The 16,637-nt window shown below is 33.0% G+C and carries 13 protein-coding genes; 8 read left to right on the top strand and 5 right to left on the bottom strand.

Going from position 1 to position 16,637, the window contains the following annotated elements; translation table 11 throughout:
* Window positions 1–34 precede the first annotated feature (34 nt).
* From DZ60_RS0103860 to DZ60_RS0103845, 4 genes are all read right to left on the bottom strand, one after another.
* The gene (locus DZ60_RS0103860) at window positions 35–490 is read right to left on the bottom strand and encodes a hypothetical protein (RefSeq protein ID WP_025740634.1); all 456 of its coding nucleotides are present in this window, start codon (window positions 488–490) and stop codon (window positions 35–37) included.
* Between the two features lie 404 nt (window positions 491–894).
* A complete protein-coding gene (locus DZ60_RS0103855) occupies window positions 895–1,197 on the bottom strand; it encodes a hypothetical protein (RefSeq protein ID WP_025740632.1) in 303 nt (100 codons plus the stop codon).
* 89 nt (window positions 1,198–1,286) lie between these two features.
* On the bottom strand, window positions 1,287–2,252 hold the full coding sequence (locus DZ60_RS0103850; RefSeq protein WP_025740630.1) for a sodium-dependent bicarbonate transport family permease: 966 nt from the start codon (window positions 2,250–2,252) through the stop codon (window positions 1,287–1,289).
* Between the two features lie 63 nt (window positions 2,253–2,315).
* A complete protein-coding gene (locus tag DZ60_RS0103845) occupies window positions 2,316–2,555 on the bottom strand; it encodes a hypothetical protein (protein WP_025740628.1) in 240 nt (79 codons plus the stop codon).
* 81 nt (window positions 2,556–2,636) lie between these two features.
* Between DZ60_RS0103845 and DZ60_RS0103840 the strand changes: the two genes are divergently transcribed.
* From DZ60_RS0103840 to DZ60_RS0103805, 8 genes are all read left to right on the top strand, one after another.
* Window positions 2,637–3,551 carry a LysR family transcriptional regulator gene (locus DZ60_RS0103840; protein WP_025740626.1) on the top strand — a complete coding sequence of 305 codons (915 nt, stop codon included), beginning with the start codon at window positions 2,637–2,639 and terminating at the stop codon, window positions 3,549–3,551.
* Window positions 3,552–3,681: 130 nt separating this feature from the next.
* A complete protein-coding gene (locus tag DZ60_RS0103835) occupies window positions 3,682–4,503 on the top strand; it encodes a DUF3298 domain-containing protein (RefSeq protein WP_025740625.1) in 822 nt (273 codons plus the stop codon).
* Between the two features lie 10 nt (window positions 4,504–4,513).
* On the top strand, window positions 4,514–4,831 hold the full coding sequence (locus tag DZ60_RS0103830; RefSeq protein ID WP_025740624.1) for a hypothetical protein: 318 nt from the start codon (window positions 4,514–4,516) through the stop codon (window positions 4,829–4,831).
* Window positions 4,832–4,844: 13 nt separating this feature from the next.
* Window positions 4,845–5,762, top strand: coding sequence for a YitT family protein (locus DZ60_RS0103825; protein WP_025740622.1), 918 nt, complete (start codon window positions 4,845–4,847; stop codon window positions 5,760–5,762).
* Between the two features lie 180 nt (window positions 5,763–5,942).
* Window positions 5,943–6,671 carry a hypothetical protein gene (locus DZ60_RS0103820; protein WP_025740620.1) on the top strand — a complete coding sequence of 243 codons (729 nt, stop codon included), beginning with the start codon at window positions 5,943–5,945 and terminating at the stop codon, window positions 6,669–6,671.
* Window positions 6,672–7,044: 373 nt separating this feature from the next.
* Window positions 7,045–8,691: a tetratricopeptide repeat protein gene (locus DZ60_RS0103815; protein ID WP_152537358.1), complete on the top strand. Its 1,647-nt coding sequence runs from the start codon at window positions 7,045–7,047 to the stop codon at window positions 8,689–8,691.
* Between the two features lie 264 nt (window positions 8,692–8,955).
* Complete coding sequence (locus DZ60_RS0103810; RefSeq protein WP_025740616.1) at window positions 8,956–13,974, top strand: BspA family leucine-rich repeat surface protein; 5,019 nt, start codon at window positions 8,956–8,958, stop codon at window positions 13,972–13,974.
* A 310-nt stretch (window positions 13,975–14,284) separates the two neighbouring features.
* Window positions 14,285–15,442 (top strand): hypothetical protein, encoded by a 1,158-nt coding sequence (locus tag DZ60_RS0103805; protein WP_025740614.1) that lies wholly within the window; start codon window positions 14,285–14,287, stop codon window positions 15,440–15,442.
* A 44-nt stretch (window positions 15,443–15,486) separates the two neighbouring features.
* On the opposite strand, the gene DZ60_RS0103800 is transcribed toward DZ60_RS0103805, so the two are convergent.
* Window positions 15,487–16,557, bottom strand: a complete 1,071-nt coding sequence (locus tag DZ60_RS0103800) for a hypothetical protein (RefSeq protein ID WP_025740612.1) — start codon at window positions 16,555–16,557, stop codon at window positions 15,487–15,489.
* Between the last annotated feature and the right edge of the window lie 80 nt (window positions 16,558–16,637).

Genomic DNA, 16,637 nt, shown 5'->3' with positions numbered 1-16,637 from the left:
ACAGTATTAAAATTTTTCATGATTAATTATAGTTTTAAAATCGGAACCTTAAGCCAAAACCCTCTGTTCTGGGCGGTTGTGATTTGTGATAGTTTATTTCGGTATTTACTGGGCTTGTCAATTGCCCAAACACATTGACTTTATACAATTGATATTGTGATCGCTTTTTTTTCAATAAGTCATTTAGATGATCCTCTTGCATCTTTAGTTTATTCATAGCTATACTCACTTTATTATTAAGCTGTGCCAAAGGAATTTGTTCTATAAAGACAGTATCCTTCTGAGGAGAATAAAAATAGTTTTGAAAATTAGAGATGCTGACAAGGTTGTTGTTTAGGCTATATGCACAACTACATTTATAGATGCATAATGGTTTATAGTAATCTTTACAGTTATTCGAAATTATAGTCGCCTTATTAGTGTGCGTATTGCCATATGTTATGGTAGCGACAAAAGAGAAAAGTATCAATAAGTTATATAGCTTTTTCATCTTATATTGTTTTTAATTTCTCGAAAACTATTTTTCGTCCTTACTAATTTAATAAATATTGGTCATATATTTTTATTTATATTTATAATGATTTGTATAAATATAATTTATGTAAATACTGTATTTTTTAAGGAGTGAAATATTTTTAAAGCCTTTGAAGGGGGTGTTTGTGCAATTTTGTATCTCTTCTTAAACAAGAAATTTTTGCAATATGTTATTGGGGCTTTTAAAAAATTAACTTAGAAAAAGGGCTAAGGAATTGGTTAGACAATTTGATATTTATTGATACTAAAAATAGCGACTCTTATCAGGAGTCGCTATGTGCAATTAATTAATGTGTATTAGTAAAGTTGAGTTCTTTATTAATTAAGGAACAATACTATAACATAGGAGTGTTTTAATATCTAATCTTCAACAGAAATATGTATTGTACTACTCATCTTAAGTTTCTTTCCTTGCAATCTTGCTTGGGCAAAGAATTCTTTAGCTTTGATTTGTTCATGTAATAATTCATCTATTCTTCCGCTATCATATTCGCAGGTATCTGTAGCATTTCCTTCGGTTATTGATAACCGATTTAATTTGTGAAAATTAATTTTTACGTTCAGTACAGAATTAATAATGTCTGCTGCTTCTGATGAGGTAAAATGGCCATCAATCAAATTTATTTTCTGCGTTGTTTTTGGTTCTTTCACTATAGATTCCATATGTATTCTGTTAAGATTTATTCGACAAAGATCGAAATAATATATTATAAGTTTTTATTTATATATTTTATTTGAATCATAAATAGTTGTTATGTATTTTGAACAATGCACAGATATAGTGGCATTCCTAGGGTGATATTAAAAGGAAAAGTGATGGCAAGTGCCATAGGAATATAAAGACTTGGATTCGCTTTGGGAGCCGCTAGTTTCATTGCAGCAGGAACTGCGATGTAGGATGCACTGGCTGCCAGTATGGCAAATAACAATCGGTTTCCTTCTCCAGAACTAAAAAACCCACTAACTACAGCAACTATACATCCATTAATGATGGGTATTATGATAGCAAATAGAAATGCAAACCACCCTTTTTTGACAAAATCAGAAAGTTTACGTCCGCTTGTGATTCCCATATCAAGAAGAAATACAGCCAAAAAACCCTTAAATATATCGGTTGTAAAAGGTTTGATTCCTTCAGCTTGTGCTTCACTTGCTAGTAGTCCTACAATTAAACTGCCTATTATCAATAATACACTGCCGTTAGTAAGAGAATGATGTATTACAGTTTTCATGGGTATTTTATCTTCTTTTTTATTCTTTCTAAAAATTGTAATCAATAATAATCCTACCATTATAGAGGGCGCTTCCATTAATGCCATTACTGCTACCATATGTCCGCTAAAGGCAATTTGTTCTATTTCTAAAAAGGATATAGTTGTTACAAACGTTACCGCACTCACAGAACCATAAGATGCTGCAATAGCTCCTGCATTTTCTATATTAAATTTTCTTCGCAGTATGAAATATGTATATAAAGGAATGAATATGGCTAGAAATATTCCGAACAGTAATGACCAAAGTATTTCGGCATTAAAGGTGCTGTGTGATAATTCCTGGCCACCTTTAAAACCTATTGAAAGTAAAAGGTAAAGTGAAATGAATTTTGAAGAGTTTTCGGGTATAGTAAGGTCGCTTTTAAGTTGAACTGCAATCACCCCCAAGAAGAAGAAAAGCAATGCAGGATTGGTTAAATTGTCTATCAGTAAATGTAAATCCATCTCTCTTTTTTTAATGTACTATTATGTATTACTCGTATGATTTGTTCGAAAAGAAACCTTTGGTTATTTATTACTTTTTGATATCAATTGAGGAATACACAGCAAACCTATAATAGTTGAACAGACTAGGATTTCATTAAAAAAAAGATTACTTGCTCTTATTGAAAGTGTAAGGAAAAGTAGGAAAAGGACAGTAATTATAACGAAGTTAATGGGGCGAGGTTCTTGTACTTTTTTTTCAGCATGCAATGGAGCCACTTTTACTTTACGTACTTCTTTTTTCTTTTGATCAGGATATCTCATTTGTTTAGTTTTTTGCAAAGGTGTGCGTATTCTTTTATATATTTTTATTTATATTTATAATCAATTATATAAAATTATTTTATGCACTATACACTTCACCAGTTGCAGATCTTTTCTAAAATCGTTGAAAAGCAGAGTATTACCAAGGCTTCTGAAGAGTTATATCTAACCCAGCCTGCGGTATCTATACAATTGCGAAATTTTCAGAATCAATTTCCTATTCCTTTAACCGAAGTAATTGGGAGAAAGCTATATATAACAGACTTTGGGAAAGAAATTGCCATAGCCGCAGAGAAAATTTTGCAGGAAGTAAAGGACATAAATTATAAAACATTGGCATATCAGGGACAGCTATCTGGGGTATTGAAAATTTCTGTTGTATCTACAGGTAAGTATATTATGCCTTATTTTTTATCTGATTTTATAAAACAGCATAAGGGCGTAGAGCTAATTCTTGATGTAACCAATAAAGTACAGGTAATTCAGAGTTTAGAGAAAAATACAGTGGACTTTTCTCTCGTATCTGTTCTTCCGGATAAATTACAGATAGATAAAATTGAATTAATGGAGAATCAACTATACTTAGTCGGGAACAAGGATGAAAAATTCGAAAAGGATCTCTATGATAAATCTATTTTTACAAAATTACCCTTAATTTACAGAGAGCAAGGATCTGGTACCAGGTATACGATGGAGCGGTTTATTGAAAAGAACAACTTGCCAGTAAGCAAGAAAATGGAACTTACTTCTAATGAGGCGGTAAAACAGGCTGTAATCGCTGGACTTGGGTATTCTATTATGCCCCTTATCGGGATACAAAACGAGCTTAAAACAGGACTTTTGCAGATTATCCCTATTAAAGATTTTCCTATTAAATCGAACTGGCATATGATCTGGCTAAAGGATAAAAAATTCTCTTTAGTTGCCACGGCCTTTCTTGAACATTTAAAAAAAGAAAAAGGGACAATAATAGAAAAAAGGTTCGAGAGCTTCTGATGAATAATTTTTATGAAAATTGACTACATAAAATATGTTTATGTAATTGATCAAAATTATAAATAAAAATACATGAAATATTTTATGGACATTTGATTGACATAGTACGAATATCAAATAACCATAAAAGATGAAAAAACTAATTTATATTTATTTAGTTGTTATCCTAGTATCTTGTAATTCCGTATCAAATAATTCTAGTTTGGGAGTGATTGAGCAAGATTCTAACAGGGTACAAATATCACATGACAAGTCAAAATATTGGTTAGCAAGTCAAAATACGCAACCAGTAGATTTTATCAGTACACAAAAATTTTATAAGCAAGAAAACACATTAGTTCTTGATTATAAATACCCCCATCTTAGTGAAGAGTACAATCCTGTATTTAGTAGTTTTAATTCCTATATCGAAAAAACGTATTTAAAAACAGACAAATCAATCGAGCAGGTATTGCATAATAAGGATCTATCCTGTGATCCCCTATTTAAGAATGCAGAAAGAAAGCGAAGGAATATTGACTATAAAATTTATACTAAGAACAATCAATTTCTAAGCATTCTCCTATACAAAACAAACTATTATGATGAAGAGCATCATAACTCTTTTATGTTCAGAGGCCTAAATTATAATCTAAAAACAGGAACCTTTGTGACATATCAAGATATATTTGAAAGCAATAGTGATACCTTCTTATTATTTAAACTAAATCAAGAATTGCAGGCTCGTATTGGTGGGCAAGATTCTTTTAAGGATTGCTGGGAGTTTACTAAAGACAAGTTTGAAGTGTCTAAGAACAATTTTGTTATCAATTCTGAGTACATAAAATTCTATTTTGATGATTGTACAGTATGCCCTACATATTCGGGGAATTATTTTCTAGAAATACCATTAGAAGAACTTTCCTCTATTTTGAAAAAAAGTAAATCAGAGGTTTCCTATTTTAAATCTTAAATCAAAAGTTATGGTAAAAATATATATCATTCCTAAAAGTAAATCACAGGCCGCCGAAATCACCGAATTCCTATTAAGAGGAAAGTATCTTTTGACAGTTATGATGTTAGAAAATTGTGTGCTGGCCAAAATTGGCACAAAAAAACAAACAAATAGATTGAATAGCACTTTAATTTCTGGAATCATAAGGTCACTACAATTTAATAACCTTAATGAGCGTCTTAGAAAAATGTATCCTTCGAATATGCCCATATTGTATTCTATTCCTATCATACACATGGATTCACAGCAATCAGAGGCTATTTCGGATTATATAACTGTATTTTAAATAAAAAATTAGAATGACTAAAACTCAACATAAAAGTCCAAGAAGTCAGTTGATTAATAATGTTTATGAATGTGTTCAAATTGCTTTGGGAATTCTATTAGCAAGTGTAGGACTGAAAGCTTTTCTTTTACCTAATGGGTTTTTAGATGGAGGGGTTACAGGGATTGCAATTTTACTCAATAGTCAGTTTGATATTAACATATCTCTGGTATTAATAGTTCTTAGTATTCCATTTTTGATTTTAGCTTATTTTACCATGTCTACGCACATGGTTTTTAAGTCCTTGTTGGGTATCGTTAGTTTGGCAGTCTTTATTCATTTTGAAAATTTTGAAGTTGTTACCAGTGACAAATTATTGACTTCAATTTTTGGTGGACTTTTTCTGGGTTTAGGGATAGGTATTACTATAAAAAATGGCGCGGTCTTAGACGGATCAGAAATTTTAGGAATATTTCTCAATAGGCATTTTGGTATTAGCATTGGAAAAGTGACACTGCTTTTTAATTTTGTGCTCTTTGCTATCACTGCAATCATTGCCTCAAAAGAAAAGGCAATGTATTCTATTCTGGCATTTTTGGTAACGGCAAAAATAACAGACCTTACTATAGAAGGATTCGAAAATTTTATTGGAGTTATGATTGTATCTAAGAAATACGACCAGATTAAGGAAGGAATTACCACTAAATTGGGATCAGGGATGACGGTGTTCAATGGAGTTCATGGATATGGTAATCAAGGAAAGAGGCAAGATTTTGAAGTAATTCATACGATTATAAATCGTATCGAAATTGGAAAAATAAATAAAATTATTGATCAGATTGATTCAGATGCTTTTGTAATAGAATATGATGTTAACCATATTAAAGGAGGTATTTTACGAAGATATCTCTCTAAAAAAAAACAAATAAATCTATTTAAAAAGGTATCATAACATAAAAATAGAGGTAGTCTTAAAAAAACCTTTCGTATTTCAAATAAGTCACTTATTTCCTATAGATTTGCTACAAAAATTTTGAACTCTGGAAATCAGGAGTTAGTAGATAAAGCATCACAGATATGTGAGGCTTTTTTTTATATAATATTCCAGAAGTAATTAGTAAGATTAAATGTTATGAGTGAAGATACTATAGTAAAGATAAATGAAGTGATAACTCATTTTTTTGACGCAAATACTTCTGTGGATTGGGTTCCCGTAAAGGTAATAATGCCTAAACTAATTGAGGCAGGAGTTTTTAATAAGGATGAAAAAAAAGGATTGCCAATACGTAAAGTATTGCGAAAATTGGATCTAGAATCGAATCTTTCAAAAATACCTACAGTACATGCAGAAAGAAGACTAGACACAGTCTATTGGTATTTGGTAAGACCCGGAAAAAAATACATGCCAAAAGAGTCAATAAGTCCTCTTACCAAAAAAGAACAAAAACTACTTGCGGTTCAAAACAGTGATGAATATTATCTAGTAAGCTTATGCGATTCATTGCTAAAACAAAAAGCATCAAGAAAACATACGTTTGATACCTTGGTAGGGAACTTACATAAAAGAGGAAAAGGAAGAACAAAACTTCCGTTAGATGCATATTACGAAGATTTGAAATTGGTACTAGCGTTTTTCGAAAAAAATAAAGTTGAAACTGGTGAGGTTGATGAGAAAGAACAAGCACGTAAGGAACAAATAAAATATTATAATTCGCTTAAAAAGAAAGCTATTAGTAATAAAAAACTGCGTCTAATTGAGGTTGACTATGCTTTGTTTGAGCGCAATGATGCAAAAAAAATGATTCGGAATACTGAGAATGATACGTTGGTTCTAAAAGGTATTTTAAAAGATTTCTTATAGAATTGAACATCTTTTATCATGGTACTTTTAGGGTTTTTAACTTAAAAAGGGGATCATTTTATAGGGTCTTTTTCTACTATAATTTTCTTTTAAAAACACATGGTAATTTTGGCGCTACTATTTTTTTAATTTAATCTAAGCAAAATCTTTCAAAATGGGGATATCTCACTTTATAATCTATAAGGTATAAGAAAACCATCTTTCTGTTGGGAGTAAGGTGTACCGAAGAAAGTAGCATTGTGATATATGAGTTTTTCTTATAAAGTAATCTCAAAAAGATAGCAAAAGAAGATCATTTCAATAACAAAGATATTATCTTGTATTTTTGACTAGAAGGCGAAAAGTGTTCGTAAAAGATTAAAATTTGTTTGTTTTGAGGGCTACCTATGTAAATTTGTTTGTTATTCTATTGAGTTTAAGCAGCTATTCTCAGTATCACGATAGTATTGCAACTTCATTAAAATATAAAATCGAAAGAGCAACCAGCGATTCAGCACGGATGGGTTACAAAATTGAACTGGTCAAACAGATACATCGGTTTGATTTAGACACGTCTAGAATTATTGTCAATGATATTTTAAAACAAATTGAAGAAATACAGGGGGCTGCACCATACTATCAAAAAAATAAAGCAAAAGCACTCAATTACCTTGGTATCATTGAAAATAAACAAGGCAATGCCGAAAAAGCCCTAACTACGTATTTAAAAGCGTTGGATATAAGTGAAACCATGAACGATTCTACTACGATAGGACTGGGGTTTCATAATCTGGGAATGTTCTACAGACGACAACAAGATTATAAAAAATCAAAACAGTATTTTAAGAAAGCTATTGCGATTAAAGAAAAAATGACCGATGTAGAAAGTTTGGCGGTATCGCACCATATGTTAGCAGTGACGTACTATACTAATAAACAAAATGATTCTTCTTTGATTCATATTTTAAAAGTAAAAGCATTGCCTTGTTCTAAAACAAGGATCGCTAAAGCAAATGGGAGTTTGGCCGCAATTCATTACAGCAATAAAGAATTTGATAAGGCTATTGGGATTTATAAGGAAAATATAATAATTTCTAAAGATATACGAGATCAAAGTGAACTAAGTGTTAGTTATCTAAATGTAGCGGTCCTATACAATGCACTAAAGGAATATGATAAGGCCGTCCCATACCTAGATAGTGCAATTACTATTGCCAAAGAACAAAAAAATAAAGGGTTATTGCTTAAGCAGTATTATAGTAAAAGTAACTTGAATGAAACCAGAAAAGAGTATGAGCAAGCATTACAGGATTACAAGATCTATAAAATGTATAATGATTCTATTAATGATATCGAAAAAGCAAAGCGAATCACAGCTCTAGAATTGAACTATACGTTTGATAAAGAAAAGCAAGCTGCCGAATTAATACTCGAAAGTGAAACAGGAAAGAAACGGTTATATTTTATCTTGTTTGCAACAGCATTAATTTTGGGAGGTGTTATTTTTTGGCTTACCAGAAAAAATGCAAAGCATCGTATAGCTTTGGCTAAAAATAAATTAAAACAAGAACAACTAGAGAAAGTTAAAGCAGAACTAGCCTTAGTAACCCGAGAAAAAGAATTACAAAAAGTTGTGGTAGATAGTTCTATTCGTCAGGAAATAATCAGTAAGACTTTGGGAGAAATTAAAGAAATTATACGGTTAGAAAATGAGCAAGAACGGAAACAGGCATTACATTCGCTATCTGCATCTTTACTTTCAGAAAAAGCAACCAAAAGAACGACTACTGATTTACAATCCTATCTCAATAAAGTACGTCTAGATTTTAAAGTGATTTTGGACACTCAATTTTCTATGCTCAATGATAAAGAAAAAGAACTTCTATGTTTGATGACCTTAGGGCTCAATTCTACAGAGATTAGTAAGCTGCAAAGCACGACAGTTTCTGCCATTAAATCTTCCCGTTCTCGTATTCGAAAAAAAATAGGTGTGAGTTCAAAAGATGACATTATCGAGTTTATTATGAATGCGGTAAAATAACCCAAAAGGATCCGTAAAACACAACTTCTGTCTTTAGCTTTAACTTTTAAAATAAGTTTTCAATGCAAAAAAGGATATGTGAATTAAACGGGTTTATATCCCGTAATTAGTAGGTTGCAACCCTTTTGCAACCCCCCTAGTCTTTTGTTGATCTGGGTATTATCCTAATTTTGCAGCAAGAATAGATTAGTCTAAATACTCTTTTGATTATTCTACTCAGAATATATTGTTACCCCAAACCTACAAGAATTTTAAAAGCCCCGTATGAAACACTTTTACATTACCCTACTTTTTATTGTTAGTTTTTTTAATATCCTAATTGCCCAAAATGAATTTATTATTACTTGGCGAACTACAACAGCTAATGAAACTATTACTATCCCGACAACCGGATCTGGATATAACTATTCGGTAGACTGGGGAGATAGTATTATTGAAAATGGATTTACCGGAAATGCTCCGCATGAATATGCAGAGGCAGGAACACATACTGTGAAAATAACGGGGGATTTCCCTAGGATTTATTTTAACAACAATGCAGATGCTGATAAAATTCTAACCGTCGAGCAATGGGGAAATATTGCCTGGACCAGCATGGAAAGTGCCTTTAGAGATTGTAACAACCTAAGAATAACAGCTACGGATGCTCCGGATCTTTCCAATGTAACGAACATAAATAATATTTTTAGAGTATGTCGCGCCTTTAGAGATGAAGATTTTTCAAATTGGGATGTGTCGAATGTGACCAGTATGAATTTTGCCTTTACCGCAACTGATTCTTTTAACGGGAATCTAAGTACTTGGGATGTAGGAAGTGTTATCAATTTTGTAGGGACGTTTTACCAAAGCTCATTTAATCAGGATATTTCTAGTTGGAATATTGGAGAACGTGTAAGTGGAACCATTAATATGGGAGCCATGTTTACACAAAATAGTCAATTTGATCAAAATCTAGGGAGTTGGGATATAAGCAAGGTTTCAAATATGAGTAACATGTTTTTACAGAGTTCTCTTTCTACCACAAATTATGATGCTACCTTAATAGGTTGGGCTACAGATTCTAGCGGTATATTTAATGATGGAATCGATGATATACCTTCAGGTATTAACTTTAATGCAGGGTCAAGCACCTTTTGTTTAGGCATAGAAGCTAAAAGTAAACTTGTAAGCACACTTTATGAATGGATTATCACTGATGGAGGCACCACTTGTGCATCTACAGATTTTTTTATTACCACTTGGCAAACTACAGCAGCAAATGAATATATTAGGATACCTACTGTCTCTAGTGTTGCTTATAATTTCAGTGTGGATTGGGGCGATGGTACGATTTCTAGAAATTTAACAAGCACAGTAAACCACGAATATGCTGCTGCAGGAACCTATACAGTAAAAATTTACGGAGATTTTCCACAACCTTATTTTGATAATGCTAATCAGGCCAAACCAAGATTGCAAACCATTGAGCAATGGGGTACACAGCAATGGGTCTCTATGGTAAGTGGTTTTGAAGATTGTCCTAATCTAAAACTCAATGCGGATGATGTTCCAGATTTATCTCAGTTAACTTCTTTAGAAGATATGTTTAGAAAGTGTACCAATTTTGAAGATCTAAAAGATATGATGCAATATTGGGATGTATCTGGTGTAGAACGTATTGATAATATGTTTGCGTATTGTACTCTTTTTAATGAAGATGTTAGTGGATGGTCTTTTGATAACTTAAAAGGTTGTAGTTATACCTTTCGATATGCAACTACGTTCAATCAAGATGTTTCTAATTGGGATGTAAGTAACGTAGAAGATTTCGAATCCATGTTCGAAGGAGCTGAAGCATTTGATCAACCCATCGGTGCTTGGACCATCGGAACAGTTGAGTATATGATCAGTATGTTTAAAAATGCTACTTCTTTTAATCAAGATTTAAGTACTTGGGATATTAGTAATGTAGAAGATATTGAAGATATGTTCTTAGGAGCGACTAGATTCAATCAAGATCTGTCTAGTTGGGATATTAGTAATATTAGATATATCGAAGAAATCTTTGTAGGAACAGCCATGTCACAAGAAAATTATGACAACACCTTAATCGGTTGGGCTACTCTAGAAGCTGGTGAAACCCAAATCCCACTAGGTATGGAACTTAGTGCAGATACTACCTATTGTTTAGCTGAAGCAGCTCATGATACCTTGACAAGTGATACATATAAATGGACAATTACTGACGGAGGAAGATTTTGTGTTGATGAAGCATTTATAACTACATGGGCAGTTGAAGCTAGTCAATCGATTACCATTCCTGTAGATACTCAATTCAACTATGATTATAGGATAGATTGGGGAGATGGAACTATTGAAAATAATCAAACAGGAGAAATTGTACACACATATACTGATGCCGGAACGTATACAGTTTCAATTGTAGGAGAATTTCCAGCCATTATATTTAATTATAAAGTTGATGAAGGAACAAGACATGCGCTACAAACCATAGAGCAATGGGGGGCACAAGAGTGGTTAGGGTTAGAAGCTGCTTTTTATCAATGTATTAATTTGAAATTAAATGCAGATGATGTGCCAAATTTATCCAGTGTAACTTCATTGTCAAGTATGTTTAGCGGCTCGGAGAATCTTGAAGATTTAAAAGATCAAATAGGGAATTGGAACCTATCGAATATTTCTAATATATCGTTTATGTTTAGCGGATGTTCAGTATTTAATGAAGATATTGGTGATTGGACATTCACACAACTCGAAAATGCTAATCATGCATTTAAGGAAGCATTACAGTTTAATCAAGATATCTCTAATTGGAATATGTTATCAGTAAAAACAACATCAGGCATGTTTGATGAAGCTGAAACATTTAATCAAGATATTAGTGCATGGAATATGTCAGCAGTGGAAAATACGTCAAACATGTTTAGAGATGCTGTAGCTTTCAATCAAGATATAAGTGGTTGGGATATGAGTAATGCCGATTATATGCTCAGTATGTTAGAAGGTGCTTTAAGTTTCAACCAAAATTTAGCGAATTGGGATCTAAGTAAAGCAACTAATATAGGAAATACGTTTTCAGACACCAATATGTCTCAAGAAAACTATGATGCTACTTTAATTGGTTGGGCAACTCTAGAAGATGGTGAAACTCAAATTCCGATAGGTTTACGTTTAGATGCAGATGCTACCTATTGTTTAGCGGAAGATGCTCGTAATACCTTAACAAGTGAACCTTATGAATGGGAGATTAATGATGCAGGAAGAGGTTGTACAGAAGATGCGTTTATTACTACTTGGTCCGTTGGAGCTGGACAAGGTGTTCTAATACCTGTAGATACAAGTTTTGATTATAAATATCATATTGATTGGGGAGATGGAACACAAGATGCAAACCTAACGGATGAGGTATATCATACGTATGCAAATGAAGGTACTTATACGATAACTATTACAGGAGAATATCCAGCGATTGTATTTGACAGCGGTGTAGACCAAGTAGGAAAAGATCCTTTACAAACGATTGAACAATGGGGAACGCAACAATGGTTAGGCTTAGATAATGCGTTTTTAAATTGTGTCAACTTAAAATTGAATGCTGATGACGTACCAGATTTATCTCAAATAACTAGTGTAAATAGTATGTTTAAAGGCTGTACCAATCTTGAAGATGAAAAGGATCAAATAGGGAATTGGGATATGACTACTATTCGTTATATCCAGAATATGTTTAAAGACTGTACTATTTTTAATGAAAATATAGGATCCTGGACTTTTACAAATCTTGCTTTTACTTATAGCACTTTTGAAAATGCAACTGCATTCAACCAAGATATCTCAAACTGGAATATGTCTATCGTTGTAGATATGGATAGCATGTTCAAAAATGCGACTTTATTTAATCAACCTATTGGCAATTGGACACTAGGAAATTCAGTAGACTATATCAGTAGTTTGTTAGAAGGAGCTACTAGTTTTAATCAAGATTTAAGTAATTGGGACTTTAGCCATGTTTATGATGCAACGGATTTATTCAAAAACGCATCGTCTTTCAATCAGGATCTTTCCGCATGGGACATTAGTAAAGTTAGATACATGAACGATTTCTTTACAGGCTCAGGAATGACTCAAGAAAATTATGACAACACCTTAATCGGTTGGGCAACACTAGAAGGAGGAGAAACTGAAATCCCTACGGGTTTAACATTAAATGCAGACATAGCACATTGTCTAAGTGTCGATGCAGTGAATACCTTAACAGGTGCTACATATAATTGGATTATCAATGATGGAGGACTCGGATGTATTGACCCTGTAATTACATTACTGGGCGACAATCCTCAAACTGTAGGGCAAGGAGGCTCTTATACAGAACTAGGCGCAGAGGTTACCTACGGTGCAACGTTAACCATTGATGCAACATCTCTAAATACGGATCAATTAGGGAGTTATACCGTTACCTATGATGCAGTTAATCCTGTGTCTGGTAGTTCTGCAACCCAAGTAATCAGAACGGTGAATGTAGTAGATCTCACCGATCCCATTGTAACATGCCAAAACATTACTGTGCAATTAGATGAAACGGGTAATGCAAGTATTACTGCTACACAATTAGACAATGGAACCACCGATATTTCTGGGATTGCATCCTTGACAATTGATGTTGCGGATTTTGACTGTAGTACTATTGGAGAGAATACAGTAGTAGTAACCGCAGTAGATAACTACGGGAATAGTAGTACGTGTATAGCAACAGTTATAGTAGAGGATACCATAGCTCCAGTATTTGATATAACTTCGTTACCAGAAGATATCGAAGTAGGTTTTACAGATGAAGATACATATGTACTCCCAGACTTTACTCTTGATGTTGTTACCAGTGACAATTGCGATTCTGGAGGAGTAGTCACTATTACACAAGATCCGATATCAGGAACTTTATTAGGAGCAGGTACGCATAGTGTCACACTTATTGCCGCAGATTCTGATGAGAATGAGAGCAGTACGGTATTTGAAATCACAGTAAATGCCTCTTTAGATGTAGATGAAAACCTGAGTGATGAATTTATTTTATATCCTAATCCGGTCAATGACAGGGTATGGGTCGCAGGATTAAGTAGCGAAGCGCAAGTGGCTATTTATGATTTCAATGGTAAAATTTTAAAAGATATTGAAGTGATGAATGATGAATCTATATCTGTCGTAGATTTACCATTAGGGGTCTATTTGGTAGAAATAATTCAAGGCAATGACCATCAAACTATAAAATTAGTAAGGAGAAGATAAGTAGCCAAGATAGGTATCCAAGATACGTATCAAGACTAAAATTGTTTCTCGCAAGCGAAATCCAGCATTGATAGTACTCTCTTAGAAGTTTATATTTTAAGGGAGTTATACATAGGATTTGATAAGAAACAAACGCCAGTATTTGAAGTAGTCTTCGGGTGTAATAGATTTGCTATAGTAATAGTTTTATGCATACAATAGATAATCTTAGCTACCCGAAATCTGATTTTTGAAATCAGATTAAAATAAGACGGGATTTATAAATCCCGTCTTAAAAATCATTAAATTGTAGTCAAAGAAAAACCCTGTTATGCCCTTTGATTCAAATACATTTTATGTCGGTGTTAATTTTGGTTGGTTTTTGGGAGCTTATGGCTGGGATATAGGTAGCTATTTTAACAGTAAAGGAGCTCCGAATCTTACAGATGATGAGTTCGACGAATTGATCAGCGCATATTTTCATCATCTATCGTTATACAAAATTAATGTTGTACGAATTTGGCTTTTCGAAAAATTTGAAGGAATCCATATCGAAGGATATGATACATCCTCGGATCAATTAAACGCAGATCATAGACTTGACTATACGGATCAAAAACAGTTTTTTAGTCGAGTACAAATGATTATGATCAAAGCGGCAGAAAATGAAATCCAGATATACTGGACACTATTAGATGCGGCACTCTTACTTTCGACAAATAAACCTCCTCAGTGGTACGCTCCTTTAATGCGATTAGTGTTAACATCCTCTAAATTAAGAGATAATTTCAAAAATGATATTCTTACCCCTTTTTTAGAAGCATTGTTACCTTATCAAGAGTATGTATTTGGGATTGATGTGATGAATGAATTTGATTGGACATGGCGAAAAGCTGGATATCAAAAGTCAACAGTATTACATGCAATGACTGATATTTTGGGATGTATACATAAAAAGTACCCCTATTCTTGTACTGCAAGTTTTTCGGGCCATCATGAGCTCAATGATATTAAAAATGATGATTTTATAAACGCTATTGATTTTTTTGATTATCATAGATATTATGATCCAAATACGCCTAAAAATTCCCATCATGGGGTACTACCACAATGGGAAAATAAGGATCATTATTATAAAAACTGTATTATCGGTGAGATAGGTCATAAATATTCGGGAAATGAAGAATTAGACGAATCAAAACAAGCAACAAGTTGTAGATCGGTTATGAATCAGACAATTACCAATGGATATTCGGGGGTGTTATTATGGAGATATTCTGCAGAAGGCGATAGACACCGATTACTAAAAGGAGTAATAGAAAACCATGATACCTCTTCTGTCAAAAACTTTATAACTAATTTTATTTCCGTTGCAAATACTTCAAAATTGCAAGGAGGCAATAGGTTGTTATTTGAAGGTTTTGAAAGAAGAGTCTGGGTAGAAATCTTAACATTTTATGATACGATTCCTCAAAATAGGGTAACATAAACCGTTAAAATGGTCTTTGTACGATAAACTATATCTACGGAATTTTACCATCCCATTCCATTTTTTGCCCCCTTTTTTTTGTTTGCATTTCTTTCATTGTCAACATTACTAGGTCTACGATCTATTTTTGGTTGAGGTGGTTTTTTTGCTAAATTCCTTAATTTAGAGGTATCCAAAGTGTTATTTTCCTTATTATCACGTTGTTTCTCCTTGAATTTTTTGCTAGCTACTTCGATTTTCGGGAGACCAGTTGTTGGTTGGTTTTTAGGGTTGTTATTTTGTTTCTCCTTGAATTTTTTGCTAGCTACTTCGATTTTCGGGAGACCAGTTGTTGGTTGTTTTTTAGGGTTATTATTTTGTTTCTCCGCGAATTTTTTGCTAGCTACTTCGATTTTCGGGAGACCAGTTTTTTTATTTAATATTTTCTTCTGCGATGTGTTATTTTTTTTAAAGTGATCTGGCTTCTTCGTTTTTCGAGATTCAATGGTTTCCTCAACCATTACAGGGTTTGTAGATGGTTCGATATTTAGCTCATTTTTACTTGCCCCGAGTATGTTATCAACATCTGTATCCAGAGATTCACTTTGTAGATCCCATGTTCGAAACTTTGTCTCCATTTCTATATCCTTCTCTGTTGTCCTAGTTTTTAAGTGTTCCAATTTTTCATCTTTAAGGGAGGCCATTAATTCATCTATATTGCCCTCATTAGCCGGAAAAAATTGATTACGACTGGGATGTTGTATCATACCATTAAATATTTCTACATGAATATTCTTAAAGACTCTTTCCTTACCACTTTTATCAATTGTTATTAGCTCCCCATCTTTTTCTTTTTGAGATACAAGAGTGTCCTTAATGTTATCCAACGTTATCCAATTATCCTTGGTTTCTTCGTAAGCCCATTCATTTCCTTGTTTATACTCTTTTCTTTTACGTATTAATTCTCTTCCCACATTATCTTTCTTATGATAATCCTGTGTGATATGTCCGAAAGTGGTAAATCCGTTCTCTGTTTTTCGAAAGTAAACGGTGGGTCTGTTTTCTGGATCTCCTAAGGTACCTGTATATCCAACAATATTCTCAGGTGTATAAAAATCGTCTCCATATCCTGCCATAATTTCTATTTTTTTTAAATTAATTCTTAATTATTTTTTTTAATCTTATGGTCTAAGTTATCAAGAGATACGCATTGTTT

This window comes from Aquimarina pacifica (assembly GCF_000520955.1).
Taxonomy (GTDB): Bacteria; Bacteroidota; Bacteroidia; order Flavobacteriales; family Flavobacteriaceae; genus Aquimarina; species Aquimarina pacifica.
The sequence above is the reverse complement of the archived record's forward strand: the minus strand, read 5'-3'. Positions and strand labels throughout refer to the sequence as shown.

Coding starts and splice junctions, on each gene's coding strand:
- DZ60_RS0103805 (WP_025740614.1), top strand. CDS start 14,285: ATGCCCTTTGATTCAAATACATTTTATGTCGGTGTTAATTTTGGTTGG.
- DZ60_RS0103830 (WP_025740624.1), top strand. CDS start 4,514: ATGGTAAAAATATATATCATTCCTAAAAGTAAATCACAGGCCGCCGAA.
- DZ60_RS0103835 (WP_025740625.1), top strand. CDS start 3,682: ATGAAAAAACTAATTTATATTTATTTAGTTGTTATCCTAGTATCTTGT.
- DZ60_RS0103850 (WP_025740630.1), bottom strand. CDS start 2,252: ATGGATTTACATTTACTGATAGACAATTTAACCAATCCTGCATTGCTT.
- DZ60_RS0103820 (WP_025740620.1), top strand. CDS start 5,943: ATGAGTGAAGATACTATAGTAAAGATAAATGAAGTGATAACTCATTTT.
- DZ60_RS0103800 (WP_025740612.1), bottom strand. CDS start 16,557: ATGGCAGGATATGGAGACGATTTTTATACACCTGAGAATATTGTTGGA.
- DZ60_RS0103825 (WP_025740622.1), top strand. CDS start 4,845: ATGACTAAAACTCAACATAAAAGTCCAAGAAGTCAGTTGATTAATAAT.
- DZ60_RS0103845 (WP_025740628.1), bottom strand. CDS start 2,555: ATGAGATATCCTGATCAAAAGAAAAAAGAAGTACGTAAAGTAAAAGTG.
- DZ60_RS0103810 (WP_025740616.1), top strand. CDS start 8,956: ATGAAACACTTTTACATTACCCTACTTTTTATTGTTAGTTTTTTTAAT.
- DZ60_RS0103840 (WP_025740626.1), top strand. CDS start 2,637: ATGCACTATACACTTCACCAGTTGCAGATCTTTTCTAAAATCGTTGAA.
- DZ60_RS0103860 (WP_025740634.1), bottom strand. CDS start 490: ATGAAAAAGCTATATAACTTATTGATACTTTTCTCTTTTGTCGCTACC.
- DZ60_RS0103855 (WP_025740632.1), bottom strand. CDS start 1,197: ATGGAATCTATAGTGAAAGAACCAAAAACAACGCAGAAAATAAATTTG.